We start from the raw sequence: 24,196 nt of genomic DNA on the forward strand, positions 1-24,196 counted from the left end.
GATAGTCAACAAGATTATCAGCATCACAAGTTACTCCGCGAGAAATCAAAGATGTAACCAACGATTGCTGAGCCAAGTTTAGGGTTTCTTAAAAACCCAAAGATGTTTGAACTGAAGAGTTTGATCATGGCTCAGATTGAACGCTGGCGGCAGGCCTAACACATGCAAGTCGAGCGGCAGCACGGGTACTTGTACCTGGTGGCGAGCGGCGGACGGGTGAGTAATGCCTAGGAATCTGCCTGGTAGTGGGGGATAACGCTCGGAAACGGACGCTAATACCGCATACGTCCTACGGGAGAAAGCAGGGGACCTTCGGGCCTTGCGCTATCAGATGAGCCTAGGTCGGATTAGCTAGTTGGTGAGGTAATGGCTCACCAAGGCGACGATCCGTAACTGGTCTGAGAGGATGATCAGTCACACTGGAACTGAGACACGGTCCAGACTCCTACGGGAGGCAGCAGTGGGGAATATTGGACAATGGGCGAAAGCCTGATCCAGCCATGCCGCGTGTGTGAAGAAGGTCTTCGGATTGTAAAGCACTTTAAGTTGGGAGGAAGGGCAGTTACCTAATACGTAATTGTTTTGACGTTACCGACAGAATAAGCACCGGCTAACTCTGTGCCAGCAGCCGCGGTAATACAGAGGGTGCAAGCGTTAATCGGAATTACTGGGCGTAAAGCGCGCGTAGGTGGTTCGTTAAGTTGGATGTGAAATCCCCGGGCTCAACCTGGGAACTGCATTCAAAACTGACGAGCTAGAGTATGGTAGAGGGTGGTGGAATTTCCTGTGTAGCGGTGAAATGCGTAGATATAGGAAGGAACACCAGTGGCGAAGGCGACCACCTGGACTGATACTGACACTGAGGTGCGAAAGCGTGGGGAGCAAACAGGATTAGATACCCTGGTAGTCCACGCCGTAAACGATGTCAACTAGCCGTTGGGAGCCTTGAGCTCTTAGTGGCGCAGCTAACGCATTAAGTTGACCGCCTGGGGAGTACGGCCGCAAGGTTAAAACTCAAATGAATTGACGGGGGCCCGCACAAGCGGTGGAGCATGTGGTTTAATTCGAAGCAACGCGAAGAACCTTACCAGGCCTTGACATCCAATGAACTTTCCAGAGATGGATTGGTGCCTTCGGGAACATTGAGACAGGTGCTGCATGGCTGTCGTCAGCTCGTGTCGTGAGATGTTGGGTTAAGTCCCGTAACGAGCGCAACCCTTGTCCTTAGTTACCAGCACGTTATGGTGGGCACTCTAAGGAGACTGCCGGTGACAAACCGGAGGAAGGTGGGGATGACGTCAAGTCATCATGGCCCTTACGGCCTGGGCTACACACGTGCTACAATGGTCGGTACAGAGGGTTGCCAAGCCGCGAGGTGGAGCTAATCCCAGAAAACCGATCGTAGTCCGGATCGCAGTCTGCAACTCGACTGCGTGAAGTCGGAATCGCTAGTAATCGCGAATCAGAATGTCGCGGTGAATACGTTCCCGGGCCTTGTACACACCGCCCGTCACACCATGGGAGTGGGTTGCACCAGAAGTAGCTAGTCTAACCTTCGGGAGGACGGTTACCACGGTGTGATTCATGACTGGGGTGAAGTCGTAACAAGGTAGCCGTAGGGGAACCTGCGGCTGGATCACCTCCTTAATCGACGACATCAGCTGCTCCATAAGTTCCCACACGAATTGCTTGATTCATTGAAGAAGACGATAAAGAAGCAGCCTGTATCAGGTTGTAGCTGAGTTGGTTAGAGCGCACCCCATGCTTCGTGGTTAAGAGCAGGGTGAGGTCGGCCTTAGTAGCTCGAAATTGGGTCTGTAGCTCAGTTGGTTAGAGCGCACCCCTGATAAGGGTGAGGTCGGCAGTTCGAATCTGCCCAGACCCACCAATTTTGTGTGGGAAACGCCTGTAGAAATACGGGGCCATAGCTCAGCTGGGAGAGCGCCTGCCTTGCACGCAGGAGGTCAACGGTTCGATCCCGTTTGGCTCCACCACTACTGCTTCTGTTTGTTGAAAGCTTAGAAATGAGCATTCCATCGTGACGGTGATGAATGTTGATTTCTAGTCTTTGATTAGATCGTTCTTTAAAAATTTGGGTATGTGATAGAAAGATAGACTGATGGCCACTTTCACTGGTGGTGATCAGGCTAAGGTAAAATTTGTGAGTTTAATCGCGAATTTTCGGCGAATGTCGTCTTCACAGTATAACCAGATTGCTTGGGGTTATATGGTCAAGTGAAGAAGCGCATACGGTGGATGCCTTGGCAGTCAGAGGCGATGAAAGACGTGGTAGCCTGCGAAAAGCTTCGGGGAGTCGGCAAACAGACTTTGATCCGGAGATGTCTGAATGGGGGAACCCACCTAACATAAGTTAGGTATCTTAAGCTGAATACATAGGCTTAAGAAGCGAACCAGGGGAACTGAAACATCTAAGTACCCTGAGGAAAAGAAATCAACCGAGATTCCCTTAGTAGTGGCGAGCGAACGGGGACTAGCCCTTAAGTGGCTTTGAGATTAGCGGAACGCTCTGGAAAGTGCGGCCATAGTGGGTGATAGCCCTGTACGCGAAAATCTCTTGGTCATGAAATCGAGTAGGACGGAGCACGAGAAACTTTGTCTGAATATGGGGGGACCATCCTCCAAGGCTAAATACTACTGACTGACCGATAGTGAACTAGTACCGTGAGGGAAAGGCGAAAAGAACCCCGGAGAGGGGAGTGAAATAGATCCTGAAACCGTATGCGTACAAGCAGTGGGAGCCCACTTTGTTGGGTGACTGCGTACCTTTTGTATAATGGGTCAGCGACTTATTTTCAGTGGCGAGCTTAACCGAATAGGGGAGGCGTAGCGAAAGCGAGTCTTAATAGGGCGTCTAGTCGCTGGGAATAGACCCGAAACCGGGCGATCTATCCATGGGCAGGTTGAAGGTTGGGTAACACTAACTGGAGGACCGAACCGACTACCGTTGAAAAGTTAGCGGATGACCTGTGGATCGGAGTGAAAGGCTAATCAAGCTCGGAGATAGCTGGTTCTCCTCGAAAGCTATTTAGGTAGCGCCTCATGTATCACTGTAGGGGGTAGAGCACTGTTTCGGCTAGGGGGTCATCCCGACTTACCAAACCGATGCAAACTCCGAATACCTACAAGTGCCGAGCATGGGAGACACACGGCGGGTGCTAACGTCCGTCGTGAAAAGGGAAACAACCCAGACCGTCAGCTAAGGTCCCAAAGTTATGGTTAAGTGGGAAACGATGTGGGAAGGCTTAGACAGCTAGGAGGTTGGCTTAGAAGCAGCCACCCTTTAAAGAAAGCGTAATAGCTCACTAGTCGAGTCGGCCTGCGCGGAAGATGTAACGGGGCTCAAACCATACACCGAAGCTACGGGTATCACTTAGGTGATGCGGTAGAGGAGCGTTCTGTAAGCCTGTGAAGGTGAGTTGAGAAGCTTGCTGGAGGTATCAGAAGTGCGAATGCTGACATGAGTAACGACAATGGGTGTGAAAAACACCCACGCCGAAAGACCAAGGTTTCCTGCGCAACGTTAATCGACGCAGGGTTAGTCGGTCCCTAAGGCGAGGCTGAAAAGCGTAGTCGATGGAAAACAGGTTAATATTCCTGTACTTCTGGTTATTGCGATGGAGGGACGGAGAAGGCTAGGCCAGCTTGGCGTTGGTTGTCCAAGTTTAAGGTGGTAGGCTGAGATCTTAGGTAAATCCGGGATCTTAAGGCCGAGAGCTGATGACGAGTGTTCTTTTAGAACACGAAGTGGTTGATGCCATGCTTCCAAGAAAAGCTTCTAAGCTTCAGGTAACCAGGAACCGTACCCCAAACCGACACAGGTGGTTGGGTAGAGAATACCAAGGCGCTTGAGAGAACTCGGGTGAAGGAACTAGGCAAAATGGCACCGTAACTTCGGGAGAAGGTGCGCCGGTGAGGGTGAAGCATTTACTGCGTAAGCCCACGCCGGTCGAAGATACCAGGCCGCTGCGACTGTTTATTAAAAACACAGCACTCTGCAAACACGAAAGTGGACGTATAGGGTGTGACGCCTGCCCGGTGCCGGAAGGTTAATTGATGGGGTTAGCTAACGCGAAGCTCTTGATCGAAGCCCCGGTAAACGGCGGCCGTAACTATAACGGTCCTAAGGTAGCGAAATTCCTTGTCGGGTAAGTTCCGACCTGCACGAATGGCGTAACGATGGCGGCGCTGTCTCCACCCGAGACTCAGTGAAATTGAAATCGCTGTGAAGATGCAGTGTATCCGCGGCTAGACGGAAAGACCCCGTGAACCTTTACTATAGCTTTGCACTGGACTTTGAATTTGCTTGTGTAGGATAGGTGGGAGGCTTTGAAGCGTGGACGCCAGTTCGCGTGGAGCCAACCTTGAAATACCACCCTGGCAACTTTGAGGTTCTAACTCAGGTCCGTTATCCGGATCGAGGACAGTGTATGGTGGGTAGTTTGACTGGGGCGGTCTCCTCCTAAAGAGTAACGGAGGAGTACGAAGGTGCGCTCAGACCGGTCGGAAATCGGTCGTAGAGTATAAAGGCAAAAGCGCGCTTGACTGCGAGACAGACACGTCGAGCAGGTACGAAAGTAGGTCTTAGTGATCCGGTGGTTCTGTATGGAAGGGCCATCGCTCAACGGATAAAAGGTACTCCGGGGATAACAGGCTGATACCGCCCAAGAGTTCATATCGACGGCGGTGTTTGGCACCTCGATGTCGGCTCATCACATCCTGGGGCTGAAGCCGGTCCCAAGGGTATGGCTGTTCGCCATTTAAAGTGGTACGCGAGCTGGGTTTAGAACGTCGTGAGACAGTTCGGTCCCTATCTGCCGTGGACGTTTGAGATTTGAGAGGGGCTGCTCCTAGTACGAGAGGACCGGAGTGGACGAACCTCTGGTGTTCCGGTTGTCACGCCAGTGGCATTGCCGGGTAGCTATGTTCGGAATAGATAACCGCTGAAAGCATCTAAGCGGGAAACTAGCCTCAAGATGAGATCTCACTGGGACCTTGAGTCCCCTGAAGGGCCGTCGAAGACTACGACGTTGATAGGTTGGGTGTGTAAGCGCTGTGAGGCGTTGAGCTAACCAATACTAATTGCCCGTGAGGCTTGACCATATAACACCCAAGCAATTTGCTGACCTGAAAAGGCACCAGATTGCGGTGTGTGAAGACGAAACGAACCGAAAGTTCGAGATACTCACAAAACACCAAACTATCGCATACCCATTCGCTGGAGCGTGAGCCGCAAGGCAAACGAGCTGGCTACCGAATTTCTTGACGACCATAGAGCATTGGAACCACCTGATCCCATCCCGAACTCAGCAGTGAAACGATGCATCGCCGATGGTAGTGTGGGGTTTCCCCATGTGAGAGTAGGTCATCGTCAAGATTAAATTCCGAAACCCCTATCTGCGTATGCAGGTAGGGGTTTTGTTTTAGTAGAAGTCACCGATTTTGCTGGCACGTTACCGCTGTAACGGGCTGGTCACAGAATTTCTTGACGACCATAGAGCATTGGAACCACCTGATCCCATCCCGAACTCAGCAGTGAAACGATGCATCGCCGATGGTAGTGTGGGGTTTCCCCATGTGAGAGTAGGTCATCGTCAAGATTGAATTCCGAAACCCCTGTCTGCTTATGCAGACAGGGGTTTTGTCTTTCTGGGCTATAGAAACCTCAATCCGGTATGGGGTACATGCCGCTCTTGCGTGCCTTGCTACTCCTTCGAGCCAGCAACTTGCGCCACCAGATATAGATTCCCGTCACCGACAATACTGCAATCACAACACCCAACACCGCGATCATCACTTGCCCGGTGAGCCCAATGATTCGCCCTCCGTGGATTGGCAATTGCAGCCGATAAAAACGCTCTCCCAAGGTGCCTTGCCCTGCGATTTCCTGTCCCAGTAAACGCCCGTCCGTGCCATGGAAGAACAGCCAGGATTTTCCATGAGCCTCGGTATCATGTTGTCCAAACCCTGCGCCATAAAAGTTGTACTCAAAGCTGTAGTACAACTCTCCGATCGCAGCGGTCAGCCCCAGTCTTTGTCCTTCCTGCAATGCACGTTCATAAGCCTGTTGATAACTCAGCCGCGTAACCCCCAACTCTCCGGCAGGCATACGCCCGCGGGCCTCATAGACGCTCGGTTCAATTGGTGAAAACAGTGAAACCGCAGGCTTGAAGACTTGGCTCGGCAGATTCATGGCGACACTGCTGATAGCGATCGGCAGCAGCAATAACCAAAGCCACAAACCACCCGCCCGATGCAGGTCGAAGTTCAGCCGATAGGCGTGCCCGCCCTTGATCTTCCAGGCTGTTGACCACTTCTTCCAGAATGGTTTCCCTCGTGGAAGCGTCAGCCAAAGCGCAATAAAACAATCGACAACCCAGGCGATCGCGACCAGTCCCATTAACAACAATCCCCAGTTATTCGGCAGGACCAGGTTGTAGTGGAACTCCAGAATGAACGGGATGAAGTTCTCCCGCTGAAAACAGCATTCCCCCCAGTACCGCTGCCCCATCTGCTCGCCATTGACCGGATCCAGATAGAACACCTGATTGGGCTCGGCAAAAGGTTTTCCGGTCGCAGGGTCATTGCGTGGCACCGCAGCGAGCAATGCGGTATGAGCCGGTTCTGACGGGTACTCCATGTACCAGACTTGCAGCCTCGGATGCTCCGCTTGCAGCTTGTCGACCAACGTGCCGGGCGGCAAACGTTGGCCGTCGGCAGACGCTGAATAGAACTCCGGATTGAGCCACTCATCCAGCTCATGATTGAACGCCAGAATGCTGCCCGTAAGCCCCGCCATCAGCAGAAACAATGCGGTCGCCAAACCGATGTAGCGATGAAGTAAAACCAGAAATGCACGCATGGAATTTTCCTGCAGAGACGACAAAGCCAGCCCCAGGATTCAGGGGCTGGCTTTTTTGGATAACGAGTCGTTAGAACTGGTAGCTCACGGTAGCGGCGACGTTGCGCTCTTCACCCAAGTAGCAGAAGTTCAGGCTGGCACAGGAGGCCACGTAGGACTCGTTGGTCAGGTTGTTCGCATTCAGACGTACGTCCACGCCCTTCAAACCCACCTTGCCCAGGTCATAGCCGACAGACGCATCGAACAGCGTGTAGGACGGCACCTTCAGGGTGTTTTCCGCATCGGCCCAGCTGTAACCGACATAACGCACGCCGCCGCCCAGACGCAGGCCATCAAGCGCTGCGCTGTCGAATTTGTAGTCCGCCCAGACCGAGGCCATATGACGTGGCGCCTGTGTCGGCGAGTTGCCCTTGTTTTCGATCACGTCGGTGTCGGTGCTCAACGTACTGATCATCGACTTCGAATACTCGATGTCGGTGAAGGTGTAGCTGCCGAGGACTTTCAGGTTATCGGTCAGCTGCATGTGCGCTTCCAGTTCCAGACCTTGGGAGCGGACGGCGCCGACAGCGCGATAGAAGTTTTCCTGCGGCAGTTTGGTCGCCAGGTTTTCCTGATCGATGCGGAACAGCGATGCCGTGAACAAGTTATCGGTGCCCGGCGGCTGGTATTTCAGGCCCACTTCCCACTGGGTGCCATCGGTTGGTGCCAGAGGATTGCCGGCGCTGTCCGCGTAGGAGTTCGGGTTGAACGACTCGGAATAACTGATGTACGGCGCGATGCCGTTATCGAACAGGTACAACGCCCCGGCTCGGCCCGTCAGCTTGGTGCGTTTGTCACTGATTTCCGTGCCCACAGGGCGTCCCGCTTCAGCCAGTCGATTTTCATCGGAGGTTTCAACCCAGTCCTGACGCAGACCCAAAGAGAAGCGCCACTTATCCATCTCGATCAGGTCTTGCAGGTAGATGCCGGTCTGTTCCAAGCGACGCAGATAGCTGGTCGGGCTGTAGAAGTCGATGGCCGAATTGCCGTACACCGGATTGAACGCATCGATCGGCGCAAGACCGCCACTGGTCCAGTCGACCACCGTTTTGCGTCGTTGGTAGTCCGCGCCCATCAGCACGGTGTGTTTGGTTGCGCCGGTGAAGAACTCGGCTTGCAGCATGTTATCGACGATAAAGGCGTGGAGCTTTTCGTCGCCGCCGGTGTAGTAGCGGTTCAACTCGTTACTGGTGGGGGTGGTCCAGCCATACGCGTAAACCTGATCGATCTTCACCTTGGAGTCCAGATAGCGGAAGTTCTGCCGCGCGGTAAAGACGTCGTTGAAGCGGTGTTCGAACTGATAACCGAAGGACTGTTGATCACGCTGGAAACCATCAATGCCCGGCTCACCTTCGAAGAAGTTTGGAGAGATCCGATTGCCATTGCGCTGATGGATCGTGCCATCGGCCGGGACGCCGCCGTGATAGCCGCCGTCGGGATCGTGTTGCAGATAGGCTTGCAGCGTCAGTGAGGTATCTTCGGTGAGGTCGATGCTCACCGTCGGCGCCAAGGCGAAGCGCTTTTCCTTATTGTGGTCGAACTGTGTGTCAGACTGATCCGCCAACCCTGTCAGCCGATAGGCAATACGCTTGTCATCATCCACCGGCCCGCTGAAGTCGAAACCCATGCCGCGCTGGCCTTGCGTGCCCACCGTGGCTTGAACCTGATGATAGGGCTCATACAACGGTTTCTTGCTGGTCAACGCCACCAGCCCACCCGGCGAGCTACGACCGTAGAGCACCGACGATGGCCCTTTGAGAATATCGACTCGTTCGAGGAAGTACGGGTCCACCTGCATGGTGCTGTAGGTGCCGCTGTCGCCCATGGATTTGAGGCCGTCGAGATAGATATTATCCACCGAGCCGTCGTTGAAACCGCGCATCGCCACGTAGTCATACCGGTGGGTTGCGCCGTAAGGGTTGGTCAGCACGCCCGGGGTGTAGCGCATTGCCTGGGACACGGTTTGCGAGCCTTGGTCGTCCATTTGCTCGCGGGTCACCACGGACACGCTTTGTGAGGTTTCCAGCAGCGCGGTACTGGTCTTGGTGGCGATCTGGCTGTGCGTTGCGTTGTAGCCATCCATGCTGCCCAGCGCATTGCCCAGGGCGAAGCCTTTGATGTCGGTGGTGGGTAGCGCCAGGGCTTCGGTTTCAGCGACCGGCCGCAGCACATAGCTGCTGCCATCCTGACTGACGGCCACAAGCCCTGTGCCGTTGAGCAAATGGCTCAACGCCTGATCCGCCGAATAGTCGCCCTGTAATCCCGGCGATTGAAGGCCCTGAGTTTGAGCTGGAGTCGTCGACAGCGTGATGCCCGCCTGACGCGCGAATTGATTGAGCACATCGCTCAAGGGGCCGGCGGCGATGTTGTAGCGGTGACTAGTGACTTCGCTGCCCTGGGCTGCAACGCCAAGTGTCGGCAGCAGGCCGACACTCAATGCGGTCGAGAACAGCGCCGCGCGGATGGCGTGGCGCAATACGCCTGATTCCGCGGCGAAATGGAGAGGGTTCTTACTGATGGCGCGCACAGTCATTGTAGGTTCCGTAGGAAGTCGCTGAAGGCAGAGTTGAAGTGCTTACTGACTAAGCCGGACTTGTTCGGAAAACCCGCCAAAAATAATTCAGGCCTGTTGCTCCAGCGTCACCCAATAGCGAGTGCGATAGCGCAGTTGCACCGGCAGGGTGTGCGGCAGGATAGCCAGCAGTTTGTCGGTATCTTCGAGGCGGAAAACCCCGGACAGCCGCAAGTGGGCAATGTCCGCCGCGCAGGTCAGGTAACCGGGCCGGTAACGCCCGACTTCATTAATGAAATCCCCGAGGCGCATGTTTCGGGTGACGATCAGGCCGTCCACCCAGGCGCCGGCATCCATGTTTTGAGGCGGTGCCAACTGCGCGCGACTGCGATCGATCAGATAACTCTGCCCGGCCTGCACCTGAATCGGCAGGCCATCAGCCGCCCGTGGCGAATGGATCGCGACCGTGCCGCTGGTGACGCTCAGCCGCGTGCAGTCGGTGTCCTGACGAACGATGAAGCGCGCCGCCACACTTTCGAACACGCCATGACGGCTTTGCACCCGCAACGGTCGATCAAACGAAACCCCTTCACTTGCCCCACCGCACGTCACGATGATTTCGCCGCGAGTCAGTTTGATCAAGCGCTGCTGCGCGGTGTAGTCCAGATCCACCGCGCTGGCGGTGTTGAGTTCCAGGCGCGTGCCATCCGGTAACTGGAAACCGCGTCGCTCGCCCGTGGCGGTGGCGAAGTCGGCGGTCCACTGCTGCCAGCCGATCGTATCCTTGCCCAACCACGCCGCTGAACCCATTAGCAATGCGCCCGATAGCAGCTTCAATGCCTGACGCCGCCCCAATCCCTGTGCGCTGTTTTCCAAAGTGTTGAAAGCGACTTGGGCGCCGGGCACCGCGCGCAGATTACTGCTCAACTCGGCTTGCAGGGACTGCACCCGTTGCCAGGCCAGTTCGTGCTCACGGTGTTCCGCTCGCCAGACGTGGCACTGCTGGCGCAGTCTGGAATTGGTCGCGTTGTTGCGCAGACGCAGTAACCAATGGATAGCTTGTTTAACCACCTGCTGATGTGACTCGCCGCGACGGTTCAGCGCTGAGTTATCCACAGGCATCACGCTTCATACCGCAGCACGTAACAGTGATATAGCGCGTCGGCCACATAGCGTTCCACTGAGCGTAGGGATAATCCCATGTGTTCTGCGATCTGCTTGTGGGTAAGTCCTTCGCACTGGGCCAGCAGAAATGCCTGACGCACTTTCGGCTTCAGGCCTTCAAGCATGCGGGCGATGCTTTCCAGCAATTCGAGCACCAATGCCCGTGCCTCGGCGCTCGGGGTTTCGGCCTCGGGCAAATGGGCAATGGTTTCCAGGTACGCGCGCTCGATTTCCTCACGGCGCCAGTGGTCGATCACCAGACCGCGAGCGATGGTTCGCAGAAAGGCGCGGGGGGCCTTGAGCTCCAGGCGTTCGGTTCTTTGCAGCAGACGGACGAACGTATCCTGAGCCAGATCCGCCGCATCGGCCGCATTGCCCAATCGCGCGCGCAGCCACGTGTTGAGCCACCCGTGATGACTGCTGTAAAGCGCCTGTACTGCAAACTCAGGTGAAGACATGAACGCGACAGCCCGACGTCACAAATGATAATTAGTCGCATTGTCATCAAGGGTCGAAAAATTTGCAACTGCCGTTCGAGCAATCGTCAGCAAACACTGCTACTCGGGCGTTCTAGCATGCCGTTCGGCGGGTATCTGACGGGTTTCGTACAAATCCCTAAGATTTCTCCCACTCGTGCCGACAGCCTTGGTGAGACATGCGTGCACCAAAGTAGAGCGGCTCCAGAATGCCGTCTGCGCTGTTACATGGAATGTTGCAACCCGGAACGCATCCCCACTTTTTGCATAAGAAGTCCCATGAAATGAATCTCAAGTTCAGCCATAAAATTCTGCTGGCCGCTTCAGGCGTCGTGGTGTTGGCTTTTGCGTTGTTCACTTTGTACAACGACTATCTGCAGCGAAACACCATCCGACAGAACCTCGAGTCTTCCGTTGAGCAAGCCGGAGAGCTGACCGCCAGCAGCGTGCAGAACTGGATGAGCGGCCGCGTGCTGGTCCTGGAAAACCTCGCGCAGAACGTCGCTCATCAAGGCGCCAATGCCGATTTTCCGGGGCTGGTCGATCAACCCGCCCTCACTTCCAACTTCCAGTTCACCTACGTCGGGCAGGCCAATGGTGTGTTCACCCAGCGCCCTGACGCGAAGATGCCGGACGGCTACGATCCGCGTCAGCGCCCTTGGTACAAACAAGCCGTGGTCGCCGACAAGACCATGCTGACCCCGCCTTACATGGCTGCGGTCGGCGGGTTGGTGGTGACCATCGCTATGCCGGTGAAGAAGCAAGGCGAACTGTTGGGCGTTGTCGGCGGCGACCTGAGTCTGGAAACCCTGGTGAAGATCATCAACTCGGTGGAATTCGGTGGCATCGGTCACGCGTTCCTCGTCAGCGCCGACGGTCAGGTGATCGTCAGCCCGGACAAGGACCAAGTGATGAAGAACCTGAAAGACATCTATCCGGGTTCCAGTGTCCGTATCGGGAAAGGCAATCAGGAAGTAGAACTGAACAAGCAGGACCGCATCCTCTCGTTCACGCCGGTGAGTGGTTTGCCGAATGCCGAGTGGTACGTCGGTCTGTCGATCGACAAGGCCAAGGCCTACGCACCACTGAGCCAATTCCGCACCTCGGCGCTGATCGCGATGTTCATCGCCGTGACCGCCATTGCAGTGCTGCTGAGTCTGTTGATCAGCGTGCTGATGCGTCCGCTGACCACGATGGGTCGAGCGATGCAGGACATCGCTCAGGGTGAGGGCGACCTGACCCGTCGTCTGGTCGTAGAAAGCAAAGATGAGTTCGGCGAGTTGGGCGGCTCCTTCAACCAATTCGTGGAGCGGATTCACGCGTCGATTTCCGAAGTCTCCTCGGCGACCCGTCAGGTGCATGACCTGTCGCAACGGGTGATGGCATCGTCCAATGCTTCGATCATTGGCTCCGACGAACAAAGCGCCCGCACCAACAGCGTGGCCGCGGCGATCAACCAATTGGGCGCTGCTACCCAGGAAATCGCCCGCAACGCCGCCGATGCTTCGCAACACGCCAGCGGCGCGAGCGAGCAGGCCGATGACGGTCGTCAGGTGGTGGAAAAAACCATCCTGGCCATGACTGAGCTGTCGCAAAAAATCAGCCTGTCCTGCACGCAGATCGAAACCCTGAACGCGAGCACCGACAACATCGGTCACATTCTCGATGTGATCAAAGGTATCTCCCAGCAGACCAACTTGCTGGCGCTCAACGCGGCCATCGAAGCGGCTCGTGCCGGTGAGGCCGGTCGTGGTTTTGCGGTGGTGGCGGACGAGGTGCGTAACCTTGCTCATCGCACTCAGGAATCGGCGGAAGAGATCCACAAGATGATCAGCTCGCTGCAGATCGGTTCTCGCGAAGCGGTGACCACGATGAATGCCAGTCAGGTGTCCAGCGAGCAGAGCGTTGAAGTGGCGAACCAGGCCGGCCTGCGCCTGGTCAGCGTGACCCAGCGCATCGGCGAAATCGACGGCATGAACCAGTCGGTAGCCGCGGCGACCGAAGAGCAGACCGCCGTGGTGGAAACTCTCAACGTTGACGTCAACCAGATCAACCTGCTGAACCAGCAGAGCGTGGCCAACCTCAATGAAACATTGAAGGATTGCGATGCGCTGTCCCAGCAGGCCAATCGGTTGAAGCAGTTGGTTGATAGTTTCAAGATCTGATTGAGGTCAGTTCTACCGCGTTATCGTTCAATCGCGAGCAGGCTCGCTCCCACAGGGGTTCTCAGTCGTTCACAAATGTTGTGATCACTGAAAATCCCATGTGGGAGCGAGCCTGCTCGCGATAGCGGTAGATCAGTCACCGCTGAACCAAAGCCTTAAACAAACAGCTTCAACACATTCCCCATCGCATCATCGGCAAACCCCTGAACAAAATCCTTGAACCCCGGCAGGGCTTCGGCATCACCTTGGGCCGGTTCGGCGATGATGGTCCAGGTCGCCCGCGACTTGCTCGCCCCCAAGGTTTCAACACTCATCGCCGCCCACAAATTGGCCACGCCCAGCGTGTTGTAGATCGTCGTCCAGGTCATGTTCAGCGCCTGGTCATCCCGGGAGTTGAGTTGCTCGACCACCAGGTTGCCGTCCTTGAAGAATTTCTTGCGCAGCGACGACACACCTTCGCCCGTCATCTCGATGTGCGACAGCGCCGGAATGAATTGATCGAAGCCGGCAAAGTTACCGACCACCGTCCAGACTTGCGCCGCATCGGCCGGTACTTCCACCGAAGACACAACGTGGCAGCCGTGAGGATTTTTGATCAGGGTATCGGGTTGCAGAGTATTCATGGTTTTGCTCCGTGCAGGGTTAGGGTGAATCAGATGAAGTTGATTTCTTTGAGGTAGTCGCAGCCGCGCCGCAGCAACGCCGGGGATTTTTCCGGGTAGTGCGCGCCCATCTGCCGGACGCCGGCCTGGGCGTTGTCGTGGCCGATCATCGAGATGTCGCCGATGTCTTCTTCGAAGCCGTTGAGGTAGAAACCCAGTACGCCAAACAGCGCGTTATCACTGTCGACGCGGCCCAGTTGCTGCTGCCAGTCGGCGACGCTGACCATGGCGAACTCCCGACCGGCCTCGCGAAACGACGCCACGTAGCAATCCCAGCTAAGGGGCTCGGGGTTGTGCAGGTTGAACACCGCTTTTTCGGCTTGGTAACGGCTGGCGTGGAAGGCGATGAAACGGGCGAGGAAATCCACCGGCATCAGGTCGAAATTCAGCGCGAACTCCGGCACCTTGCCGAGCTGGATCGAGCCCTTGAGCATCAGCATCAAGCGATTCTTGTGGGGCTGGCAGACACCGGTGAGGCTGTTGAAACTGATGTTGCCGGGGCGATAAAGATTGACCCGCACCCCACGCTCCCGCGCCCGTTCGAGGATCCGCTCGCCGACCCATTTGGACAGGTTGTAGCCGTTCTTGATGTAGATCGGCGGTGTCTGTGCTGCGGGCAATTCCAGCACCCGGCCATCGTCGGAAATCGTGCTGGACGCCGAGAGCGTCGAGATGAAATTGAAGACCTTCTTGCTGCGCCCTTCACACAAACGCAGGCACTCGAAAATCGGCTCGACGTTGTCCCGCGCCAACGACTCGTAATCGAGGACGTGATTGACGTTGGCGGCGTTGTGCACCAGCGCGCCGAACTCGCGGTCCAGTCGTTGGTAAACATCTTCGCTGAGCCCCAGTTGCGGGCGAGTGATGTCCGCCGCGTAAACCCGCACCCGGCTCAGGTCCAGATGCTCCAGACGGTTTTCCCGCAACGCCTGAGCAAAGCGTTGCGCCGCCGATTGCCCGCTGCCATCGCGCACCAGGCACGCTACTTCGCTGGCGCCCCAGGCCAGCAGCGCTTCGACGATATGAACACCGACAAAGCTGTTGGCGCCGGTGACGATCACCTTGTGCACATCGCCCATTCGGCTGACCGGCAATGGCTCGACATCCAGTTCACGGAAGGCATCGGCCAGGGCTTTTTCGCTTAGCACTTCTTCGGTCCCGGAGCCGCGCACCAAGGTCGCCAGCTTCGCAATCGTCGGCAGTTCGATGAAGCGGTTGATCGATATGCTACGGCCGAATTCCTCACGCAAACGCAGCAACATGCGCGACAGCAGGATCGAGTGTCCCCCCAGATTGAAGAAACTTTCGTCGGTGGAAATATCGCTGGCGGGCAGCTCCAGCAGTTCGGCCCAGATCTCCAGCAATAGCGCTTCATCGGCGCTGGCGGGCAAACGCCGTTGGCTGTTTTCGGTCACATTGACAGGCAGTTCCAGCAGCGCTTTGCGGTCGACCTTGCCGTTGCTGGCGAACGGCATGCTCGCCAGTTCGGTCCATGCGGTCGGCTGCATGTAGTCCGGCAGAAACTGCATCGCGTGGACTTTCAAGGCTTCGCGAGCGGCACCGGGTTGCTCTTCCTGAGGCTGCGCGAGAAAGGCCAGAATTCGTCGATGACGGTCGATGACCACCGCCACCTGCCGGTACCGCTGACTGTCGCGCAGGCAGCGTTCGATCTCTTCCGGCTCGACCCGAAAGCCGCGAATCTTCACCTGATTATCTCGCCGTCCACACAGCTCGATACCGTCGGGGGTCCACTTGGCCATGTCGCCGGAGCGGTAGGCGCGCAAGCTCTGGCCGTTCGGCAGGCTCAGGTTCAGATAGCGTTCGGCAGTCTGCTGCGGGTTATTCAGGTAACCCAGGCACACCCCCGGGCCGACGATGTACAACTCACCGACGGTTTGCTCGGCCACCGGTTGAAAGTCCTCATCAAGGATCAGCACCTGACTGTTGGCAATCGGTGCGCCGAGTGTCCGGTTGCTGTCGCCGGTACGTAGTTGCCGCGCGGTGATCAGCACCGTGGCTTCGGTCGGGCCGTAGAGGTTGTAGAGATTGCCTTGGCGGGTCAGTTGCTCGATCACGTAGGGTTCACAAACATCGCCACCGGTCATCACATGATCGAGGACCTGCAACTGATCCAGCGGCAGAATGCTCAACAGCGCTGGCGGCAAAAAGGCATGGCTGAGCCGTTGGTGGCGGATCAGCTCGACCAGTTGCAGCGGGTCGCGACGTTGGTCATCGTTGGGCACGATCAGCTCGGCGCCCTGAAGCAGGGTCGGGAAAATATCGATCAGTGACGAGTCGAAACTCAACGATGAAAACTGCAACACCCGACTCTGTTCGGTCAGCTGCACGTAGTCGGCGTACCACGCGGTGAAGTGCGCTAGGTTGGCCTGGCTGAGCAACACGCCTTTGGGATGACCCGTGGTGCCCGAGGTATAGAGCGCCATGCACGGTGCGTCGAGATCAGGTCGTTGGCGCATCAAGGGTTGAGCGAGATTCACATCGCCGATGTCGATGTAGCTGATGTCCAGTCCCGGCATCGTCTCGCTGAGCGGGTGTTCTCCGTCATGCAGCAACAACACCGCCCCGGCGTTTTCCAGAATGTACTGCTGACGTTGCAGCGGATGGTTTGGCTCCAGCGGCAGGTACACCGCGCCGCTGCCCAGAATCGCGAGAATCCCTGCATACAACGCGCTGCATTTTGGCAGGCAGATCCCGACCACCAACGGTCCCTGATGCTGATCGAGCAACGGTTGCAAACGCTGTTGGATGGCGCGGCTGTGGGCGTGCAATTGCCGATAGCTCAGAACCGAGCCGGCGATGTTCAGCGCTGGCCGCTCGGCAGACAGGATGAAGCGCTGCTCAAGTCGCTCGATCATCGGGATCTTGCCGAGTTGCAGCAGCCATGGTTCCGCCGTGGTGTTGAGCTGATGGACGTAGGCCAGGTGCTCGAAAAACAGCAGATTTTCCACCTGCTCGAAGTGCGCGGAAGCCATCGGTTCTGCCTGCAAGAAATAATCGGCATCCCGGGAGAAGCGGCTGACAAGCAGTGCCACGTGATCGACCAGATCGGCCACCGCTCGCAGGCGCAATGCCTGGCCGTTACCGGACAGTTCTTCGGCGACTGGCACGCGACTTAGCTGCATCGAGTTGTATGTGCACAGCAGGTCCAATGCTGGCAGGCCTGAGGCTCCCGGCACGCCGATACCCAGCTGCAGCGTCAGGTGTGGTGCATCGCCGAAGTCCTGAAACGGCAGGCTCGCATCGTCGATCAGCAAATCAAACGTGCTTGGCGCCAGCGCCTCCAGATTCGCCAGCCGCACCAGTGAATGACCGTGTTGTTCGAGTTCCAGCGCCAGGTCGGTCAGGGCCTGGCTTTGCCCAATGAGCAAAATATCGAGACGTCTCATGATGTTCTCCTCGTTAAACCAGGTAGTCGCTCAGGGCGCTTTGCACACACGGTGAATCGAGCAGCGAACTGCTGCGGAAAAACCGCACGATGTTGGCGACCAGCGGGTGATGGCGATTGATCGGAAAGGCCAGCCCCGACACTTCGCTCTTGAGTGCCCGACGCGCCACATCGCTGATCTGCAAGGCATCGATCAAGCGGAAGTCGAAGGACTTCTGGATGTCGTTGGTCAGGTAATGGCCGATGAACACCGGGAGGATTTGCGCGATGCACTGGCGATCGTCTTCGCTAGCGGTGTGCCAGTAGATGTGCACCAACCGCGCCCAGAACCCGGAGTGACGGCCCTCGTCGAGCAAGTGGTCGGCCATCAGGCCCTTGATCGATTGCTTGACCGTGTCGTCCTTGGCGAACGCCGCGACATCGCCGGTCACGGTGTTCTCGGCGATGGCCACGCAGATCAGTTCCACGGCGCTGCGCAGGTGTTCCGGTGCGAGTGCCACGGCAGCCGGGATGGCACGGCTCAGTTCGATTTCATCTGGCAGCCCAATCGGCGCGATACCGGTCATGGCGACGGTTTGCTGCATGAAATCCATGGCCACCAGGGCGTGGTAATCCTCGTCCACCACCACGGTCATGGCGTCGTAGCGACAGGCGAACGGGAACGCCACGCTGAAGCGGTTTTTGGCGATGCTGCGGGCGGTCTTGTCGACGATCTCGGTTTCGAAAATCACCACGTCATTGATGAACTTGTAGAGCGTCTGCACCAGGGCAAAGTCCCGTTGCTCCGGGCATTCGCGCAGGAAGGTTTCACTCAGCACCAGCGGCTGACGGCTCAGCGGATAGATCAGTTTGTCGTCGTTCTCCAGTACGCGCCGGGGGCGGGTGCGAATGGTCGCGCGGCTTTCCCAGGCGTCGGCGAAGGATTGGTAGTCGGCGGCGTTCATGCGTTCACCTCCGCCACCGGTTCGCTCATGCTCAGGCGCAAGCCGTCCCACAGAGCGATGCGGCTTTCCACGGCGGCAATGGCGCTGGCGTAGACGTCTTCTTCGCGCTGCGGATCGCCATCGACAAGGCGGGCGAGGAGTTTTTCCGCCGCCGGGCCGTGGTCTTCGGAATCGACTTCGATGTGCCGTTCCAGGTAGTAACGGAAGGTCGGCGCCTGTTCGATGCCGATGCCCAAGTCGTCGAGAATCCGTTGGAACATCTGAGGAATCACACTCTCGCGGCCATGCAGAAACGCCGCCGCCACACTGTGCCCCGGTGCATGCATCGCGGTGTGCAAGGTGTGGCGCACGAACTGCGCGGCCGCCGGGTCGACGTCCACGCTTTGCAGTGCCACGTCGTAGCTCACGCCTTCTTTTTGCAGCGCCACGAAGCGTTCGACGGCGACCGTGCTGGCACCGACTTCGCGCATCGCATCCAGGTACAACTCGAAATGGCTGTAGTGACCTTGGGCGGGGCGATCATCAGACTCCTCACCGAGCACGATCTCATTGATCAACCGCGCAGCCTGCGGATCTCGCGGCGGCAGCCAGGGCAACTGAACGCAGGTCAGTTCCTGTTGCAGGCGCTTGGTCAACGACATGAAATCCCACACCGCAAACACATGAGATTCCATAAAGCGTTGAAGGACCGATAACGAATGTATTTCAGAGAATATCGGGTGCGCACTAAGTTCTGCTTTCTTCTGGTTGAGATGATCTTTAGTCGGTTTCATAAACGAGCCTATAAGTGATCTGGAATACCGTTGAAGGTGCGTTGAAGTTTTCTGTTGGCGAGCGGGCGCCTCAATATGAATTGATGTTTGTCAGGTGTCTGCAAGTCGCCAGGAAGTGCATGATGCCCAGTGTGTATGGGTGGCGGAGAAAAACTAATACACGATCGAAGTGTCGGGCAAGTTATTTTTTAATTAATTTAAAGTTTAACTTTCTCGGGGGTGATAAGTTCCAATAAGACTTTTATATAAAGTTTTATTTGGGCGTAGTTGCTCCTTTCGGCTTATATAAGTCAAAATTTAAATAAAGAGTGAATGCCTCACTCAAAGCAACTTTCTACTGGGTTCGTTGATGTGATCTGAGGGGTGGAAGTTGGCTGGGAATGACGCCGGTTCTTCCTTTCCCGTGGCAAGACTCCTTCCATAGGTTCTTGGTGCGTCGACTGCTCCGCGGGGCGGTGCGTCGCCCGTCATTATTCGTTGGCAGCCCAAGAGTGAGCGTAATTCACGGCAGTCGCTATCACCGCTGCATGATCTGCCAGGTGCAATTGTCGGGTTAAGGGGGCAGGGGCTTTGGGGCGGGGGCAGGAAGTCGCTGCACACCGGTCCGGTGTGAACGAAAGGGGATTTGTAAGCAGATTTGTTCGTCGACCAATCCAGGTGCGGATCAGCTCAATAGCGAAGCGAGCCGCTTAATGGGCTCGCTCGGGGTTGTCGCTGCGGTTTTTTACTTTGAGGTTTTCCGGCGCTGCGCCTCAGGGCTTTCGAGGTAGCGGGTGATGACTTCGACACCCCGGTTGAGGTGGTTTTCGAGCAACGTCACCGAGCGCTCGACGTCCCGCTCTTCGGCGGCGCGCAATAACGCTCGGTGATCTTCCTGGGACAGTTTGCCCAGGCCCATGGCTTCCAGGTTGAAGCGCAAGAAGCGCTCCTCTTCGTTCAACCCGTCTTCGACGAGTCTCAGCAGCCGCTGGTTGGGGGCCTTTTTATAAAGCGCCATGTGGAACAGGCGATTGAGCCGGCCGATCTCGGTGTAGTCGTGTTCCGTTTCCAACTCGTCGATATAGCGCGCCGCCTGTTCGAAATCGGCGGCTTCAAGAAGGGGGATCGACCGACGCAGGGCCTCGGACTCCAGCAAAATTCGCAGCTCATAGGTTTCTGCCGCATCGCCCTGAACCAGCGGTGCTACCACCGCGCCTTTATGGGCGATCACATTGAGCAGCGATTGCGCTTCGAGCTGGCGCAAGGCTTCGCGCACCGGCATGCGACTGACGCCGAACAGGTCGGCGAGGTCTTGCTGACGCAGGGCGATGCCGCAAGGAATGCGACCGTCGAGAATCGCCGCGCGCAGGGTTTCTTCGATCACCGAGCGCGCCAGATGGGCGGGAATTGGCCCGTTGACCTTGATACTGCTGAGAGGGTTGGGCTTCTGTGTCACAACAAACGCACCCTGTTTGGCTGAATTATTTGGATCCAAATGGACACTAGTGACTGCCTGACGGGTTGTCAAACGGGCAAAGGATCGCATTACCTTAAAGTCTAGCGTGCCGACGGTGATCTCACCGTGCCATTGTCTTTTGCCGGGCTAACCTGCACCATCAACCGACTTCCACCTGCCTACCCTGGATGCCTCGCATTGGCGGTATGTTTCGCGATCCCTCGGACTCTGCGCTGGCTAGGCTGCGCACTGCTGCTGGCCGGCGTCATGCTGGGCGGGCTGCATGCCGACTGGGATTTTTCGCTGATCAGCCGTCGCGCGCAGGCATTGTACGGGCCTTTGGGTGAAGGGCAGCAGCGCATTGATGCCTGGCAGCAATTGCTGGCCACGCAAAAGCAGATTGGCGAGCTGGAACAGCTCAACGTGGTCAACCGATTCTTCAACAAGCAGATGCGCTACGAAGAAGACATCGACCTGTGGCATGAGGTCGATTATTGGGAAACACCGATCGAAGGCTTATGGAAAGGCGCCGGTGATTGCGAAGATTACGCTATCGCCAAGTATTTCAGCCTGCGCCATCTCGGTGTTTCCAGTGACAAGCTGCGCATCACCTACGTCAAGGCTTTGCGCCTGAACCGCGCGCATATGGTTCTGACCTATTACTCGAGCCCCGAGGCGATGCCTTTGGTGCTCGACAGCCTGATCGACGCGATCAAGCCTGCCAGCCAGCGAACCGATTTGCTGCCGGTCTACTCTTTCAATGCCGAAGGGTTGTGGCTGCCGGGTGCCAAGGGCAACAAAAAGGTCGGAGACACCAAACGCCTGTCCCGCTGGCAGGATGTGTTGAAGAAAATGCAGGCCGAAGGTTTTCCGGTCGAGACGACTAACTAGGAGCACGCGCTCGGATGTCTTTGTTCAAACAGCTGTTGATCGCTATCTGTCTGTTCCTGGTGGTCGCCTTCACCGGCAGCTTCATGGTCAGTCTGGAAAGCTCGCGCACCCAGTATGTCAACCAGTTGCGCTCCCACGCCCAGGACGCTGCGACAGCATTGGCGCTGTCCCTGACGCCGAACATCGACGACCCGGCGATGGTCGAGTTGCTGGTCAGTTCGATCTTCGACAGCGGTTATTACGCGAGCATCCGTGTGGTCGATCTGGCCAACGACAAGACGATTGTCGAGCGCAGCGGCATCCCGGCGGTCACCAACGTGCCGGACTGGTTCGTCAAACTGATCGGACTGGAACCGGCCGGTGGCGACGCGCTTGTCAGCCGTGGCTGGGAGCAGGCCGCGCGAGTCGAGGTGGTTAGCCATCCGATGTTCGCGTTGGCCAAGCTATGGCAGAGCGCGGTGGGCAGCCTCGGCTGGTTGCTGATCTGCGGCGCGGTGAGTGCGGTGCTGGGCGCGCTGTTGCTGCGCCGGCAACTGAAACCGCTGGATTACATGGTCAAGCAATCCCACGCCATTGCTCGCCGCGAATTCCTCAGCCTGCCCGAACTGCCGCGCACCCCGGAACTGCGCCGGGTGGTGCAGGCGATGAACCAGATGGTCGAGAAGCTCAAGGCACTGTTCCAGGAACAAGCCGAACGCAGTGAAAAACTGCGAGCCGAATCCTATCAGGACAACCTGACCGGCTTGGCCAACCGGCGCTATTTCGAAATTCAATTGAACGCGCGAGTGAGCAATCCTGAGCAGGCCAGTTCCGGCTATTTGCTGCTGCTGCGGGTCAAGGATCTGGCGGGTTTGAACCAGCGGCTGGGCGGTCAGCGTACCGATGAATTGTTGAAAGCGGTGGGCGAGCAGTTGTCCCGTGAGTGCGCCAAGTACCCGGAAACCCAGAATCTCGTCACGCGCATTCGTGGCGGTGAATTCGCCGTGCTGGCGCCGGGGCTGGTGCGCGAAGAAGCGCTGCAACTGGCGAGTAACCTCGACAGTGCCTTGGCGAGCCTGCATGCGACGGGCGCCACGGACGTGGCGTCGGTGGCTTCGATCGGGCTGGCGCCGTTTGCCCATGGCGACTCGCCGCAAGCGGTCATCGGGTTGGCGGATCAGGCGTTGGCCCAGGCGGAAAGTCAGGGCGAACCTAGCTGGGCGTGCCTCGATCACAGTACATCGGCCCGGGTTGGCGATGACCATCATGCCTGGCACACCTTGCTGGATCAGGCGTTGGATCAGCAGCGTTTCGAGCTGTACTTCCAGCCGGTGGTGGCCAGCCACGACACGCAGGTGGTGCTGCACTACAAAGTGCTTTCGCGCCTGCTCGACGAGCAGGACCAGACCATTCCCGCCGGGCGTTTCTTGCCCTGGCTTGAGCGTTTTGGCTGGACCGCACGGCTGGACCGTTTGATGCTGGAACTGGTGCTTGAGCAGATGGCCGACCATGAAGAGTCGCTGGCGCTGAACCTGTCTTCGGCGACACTGGCGGATCCGCAGGCGCTGAACAAAGTGTTCGACATTCTGCGTCAGCATTCGAATCTCGGGGAACGACTGACCCTGGAAATCGGCGAAGAACAATTGCCTGAGCAAGCGGTGCTGGAACAGCTGACGCGGCGTCTGCGCGAACTGGGTTTCTCGCTGAGCCTGCAGCGTTTTGGTGGGCGTTTCAGCATGATCGGCAACCTGGCGCGGTTGGGGTTGGCGTATCTGAAAATCGACGGCAGTTACATCCGGGCGATTGATCAGGAGAGCGACAAGCGTCTGTTCATCGAGGCGATTCAGCGGGCGGCGCATAGCATTGATTTGCCGTTGATTGCCGAGCGGGTCGAGACCGAAGGAGAGTTGGCGGTAATTCGTGAGATGGGGTTGTATGGGGTTCAGGGGCAGTTGTTTGGTGAGCCTAAGCCTTGGCAGTAGGGTTTTAGTGCAAGAGGTGCCCGTCAGTCCGTCTTCGCGAGCAAGCCCGCTCCCACATTGGACTTGTGTCGTACCACAATCCTGCGGTCAGCCCCGATCAACTGTGGGAGCAGGCTTGCTCGCGAAGGCGTCAGCACAGGCACCGGAAAAATCTGATGGCAAGATCCTAGGAGATTTCCTTCAAGTTGTAGCGGTTTTGGTGAACTTGTTCCGGCCGAAGTCCAAGGCTAGTCTGGCCTTGTCACTGAATAATCGGTGACACGGACGTGCAAGTCCGGGTAAAAACCACATCCTAACGGCGCCTCAGGCGATACATCGAGTATTTGTACTCGCGGTCTCTGCTTTATGGCGGCTGTGTGCGGGAGATCTTCGGATCTGCCGAGGTTTTGTTGGTCCTACTCGGTCTTGCACCCCGCACATAGCTGCCACCTTATTTCGCGTGCAAGCGAACTGGTTCAGCTTCCATTTGTGAGGACTTAACTATGTTCAAAGTAACTCCCAATCCCCCCGGCCACCGCAAAGGCCGCCTCTTCACCGTCTCCCCCGACATCGACATCGAAGCCCTTCTCGCCAACGCCTCCGAAGACTTGCTCTCCATCAGCGCCATCGCTGCCGACCTGGCGGATGATGTGGAAGGTTCACGGCGCTCAGTAGCTTTGGCGCTGAGCCGAATGGCCGATGGCGTGCAGTTATTGGTGGAGCGGGCGCTGGATCACCTTGAATCGCCGGAAATGATGCAGGCTCGGGCCGAGGTTTAGCCGGGTAGAGAAGTGGTGAGTTGAAGATCGCCTTCGCGAGCAAGCCCGCTCCCACATGGGTTCTGTGTTGATCGTATGATTGCGGTTCGACACAAATCCAGTGTGGGAGCGGGCTTGCTCGCGAAGGCGC

12 protein-coding genes, 2 tRNA genes, 4 rRNA genes and 1 pseudogene are annotated in these 24,196 nt (G+C 57.1%); 10 read left to right on the forward strand and 9 right to left on the reverse strand.

From position 1 onward, the window contains the following. The first annotated feature begins 108 nt into the window (after nucleotides 1-108). The 6 genes from AB7M29_RS03870 (at nucleotide 109) to rrf (AB7M29_RS03895) (ending at nucleotide 5,618) form a co-directional block, all read left to right on the forward strand. Nucleotides 109-1,647 (forward strand): 16S ribosomal RNA (locus tag AB7M29_RS03870). Nucleotides 1,648-1,811: 164 nt separating this feature from the next. Beyond that, nucleotides 1,812-1,888 (forward strand) — tRNA-Ile (locus AB7M29_RS03875). A 30-nt stretch (nucleotides 1,889-1,918) separates the two neighbouring features. Then, nucleotides 1,919-1,994, forward strand: a tRNA-Ala gene (locus AB7M29_RS03880). 235 nt (nucleotides 1,995-2,229) lie between these two features. Next, nucleotides 2,230-5,121 (forward strand): 23S ribosomal RNA (locus tag AB7M29_RS03885). 158 nt (nucleotides 5,122-5,279) lie between these two features. Continuing rightward, nucleotides 5,280-5,395: ribosomal RNA gene (gene rrf, locus AB7M29_RS03890) — 5S ribosomal RNA — on the forward strand. Between the two features lie 107 nt (nucleotides 5,396-5,502). Further along, nucleotides 5,503-5,618 (forward strand): 5S ribosomal RNA (rrf, locus tag AB7M29_RS03895). The 16S, 23S and 5S rRNA genes sit together here with 2 tRNA genes alongside, the layout of an rRNA operon. A 65-nt stretch (nucleotides 5,619-5,683) precedes the next feature. Here the strand turns inward: rrf (AB7M29_RS03895) and AB7M29_RS03900 are convergent. The 4 genes from AB7M29_RS03900 to AB7M29_RS03915 all read right to left on the reverse strand — a co-directional run bounded on the left by AB7M29_RS03900 (nucleotide 5,684) and on the right by AB7M29_RS03915 (nucleotide 11,053). After that, nucleotides 5,684-6,880, reverse strand: coding sequence for a PepSY-associated TM helix domain-containing protein (locus AB7M29_RS03900; RefSeq protein ID WP_454246361.1), 1,197 nt, complete (start codon nucleotides 6,878-6,880; stop codon nucleotides 5,684-5,686). Between the two features lie 70 nt (nucleotides 6,881-6,950). After that, a complete protein-coding gene (locus tag AB7M29_RS03905) occupies nucleotides 6,951-9,452 on the reverse strand; it encodes a TonB-dependent siderophore receptor (protein ID WP_217858918.1) in 2,502 nt (833 codons plus the stop codon). Nucleotides 9,453-9,539: 87 nt separating this feature from the next. Beyond that, nucleotides 9,540-10,553 (reverse strand): FecR domain-containing protein, encoded by a 1,014-nt coding sequence (locus tag AB7M29_RS03910; RefSeq protein WP_454246362.1) that lies wholly within the window; start codon nucleotides 10,551-10,553, stop codon nucleotides 9,540-9,542. Next, a complete protein-coding gene (locus AB7M29_RS03915; RefSeq protein ID WP_008005709.1) occupies nucleotides 10,553-11,053 on the reverse strand; it encodes a sigma-70 family RNA polymerase sigma factor in 501 nt (166 codons plus the stop codon). The genes AB7M29_RS03910 and AB7M29_RS03915 overlap by 1 nt, the downstream gene beginning before the upstream one ends. A gap of 302 nt (nucleotides 11,054-11,355) precedes the next feature. Between AB7M29_RS03915 and AB7M29_RS03920 the strand changes: the two genes are divergently transcribed. Next, a complete protein-coding gene (locus AB7M29_RS03920; protein WP_454246363.1) occupies nucleotides 11,356-13,236 on the forward strand; it encodes a methyl-accepting chemotaxis protein in 1,881 nt (626 codons plus the stop codon). Nucleotides 13,237-13,391: 155 nt separating this feature from the next. Here the strand turns inward: AB7M29_RS03920 and AB7M29_RS03925 are convergent, their stop codons facing one another. The 5 genes from AB7M29_RS03925 to AB7M29_RS03945 form a co-directional block, all read right to left on the reverse strand. Continuing rightward, nucleotides 13,392-13,859, reverse strand: a complete 468-nt coding sequence (locus AB7M29_RS03925) for an SRPBCC family protein (protein WP_454246364.1) — start codon at nucleotides 13,857-13,859, stop codon at nucleotides 13,392-13,394. Nucleotides 13,860-13,888: 29 nt separating this feature from the next. Continuing rightward, the gene (locus tag AB7M29_RS03930) at nucleotides 13,889-17,305 is read right to left on the reverse strand and encodes an amino acid adenylation domain-containing protein (protein WP_454246365.1); all 3,417 of its coding nucleotides are present in this window, start codon (nucleotides 17,303-17,305) and stop codon (nucleotides 13,889-13,891) included. A gap of 13 nt (nucleotides 17,306-17,318) precedes the next feature. Continuing rightward, nucleotides 17,319-18,248, reverse strand: coding sequence for a diiron oxygenase (locus tag AB7M29_RS03935; RefSeq protein WP_454246366.1), 930 nt, complete (start codon nucleotides 18,246-18,248; stop codon nucleotides 17,319-17,321). Then, nucleotides 18,245-19,021: a DUF3050 domain-containing protein gene (locus AB7M29_RS03940; protein ID WP_454246367.1), complete on the reverse strand. Its 777-nt coding sequence runs from the start codon at nucleotides 19,019-19,021 to the stop codon at nucleotides 18,245-18,247. The genes AB7M29_RS03935 and AB7M29_RS03940 overlap by 4 nt, the downstream gene beginning before the upstream one ends. A 724-nt stretch (nucleotides 19,022-19,745) precedes the next feature. Then, nucleotides 19,746-20,456, reverse strand: a complete 711-nt coding sequence (locus AB7M29_RS03945; RefSeq protein ID WP_052967407.1) for a GntR family transcriptional regulator — start codon at nucleotides 20,454-20,456, stop codon at nucleotides 19,746-19,748. 198 nt (nucleotides 20,457-20,654) lie between these two features. On the opposite strand from AB7M29_RS03945, the gene lapG reads away from it, so the two are divergent. The 3 genes and pseudogenes from lapG to AB7M29_RS03960 all read left to right on the forward strand — a co-directional run. Further along, nucleotides 20,655-21,347, forward strand: coding sequence for a cysteine protease LapG (gene lapG / locus AB7M29_RS03950; protein ID WP_454246368.1), 693 nt, complete (start codon nucleotides 20,655-20,657; stop codon nucleotides 21,345-21,347). A 14-nt stretch (nucleotides 21,348-21,361) separates the two neighbouring features. Next, a complete protein-coding gene (gene lapD, locus AB7M29_RS03955) occupies nucleotides 21,362-23,308 on the forward strand; it encodes a cyclic di-GMP receptor LapD (RefSeq protein WP_217858911.1) in 1,947 nt (648 codons plus the stop codon). Between the two features lie 503 nt (nucleotides 23,309-23,811). Beyond that, a pseudogene (locus AB7M29_RS03960) lies at nucleotides 23,812-24,066 on the forward strand (DUF6124 family protein); the annotation flags it as partial. Nucleotides 24,067-24,196: the final 130 nt, after the last annotated feature.

The organism is Pseudomonas sp. F-14 TE3623 (genome assembly GCF_053629015.1).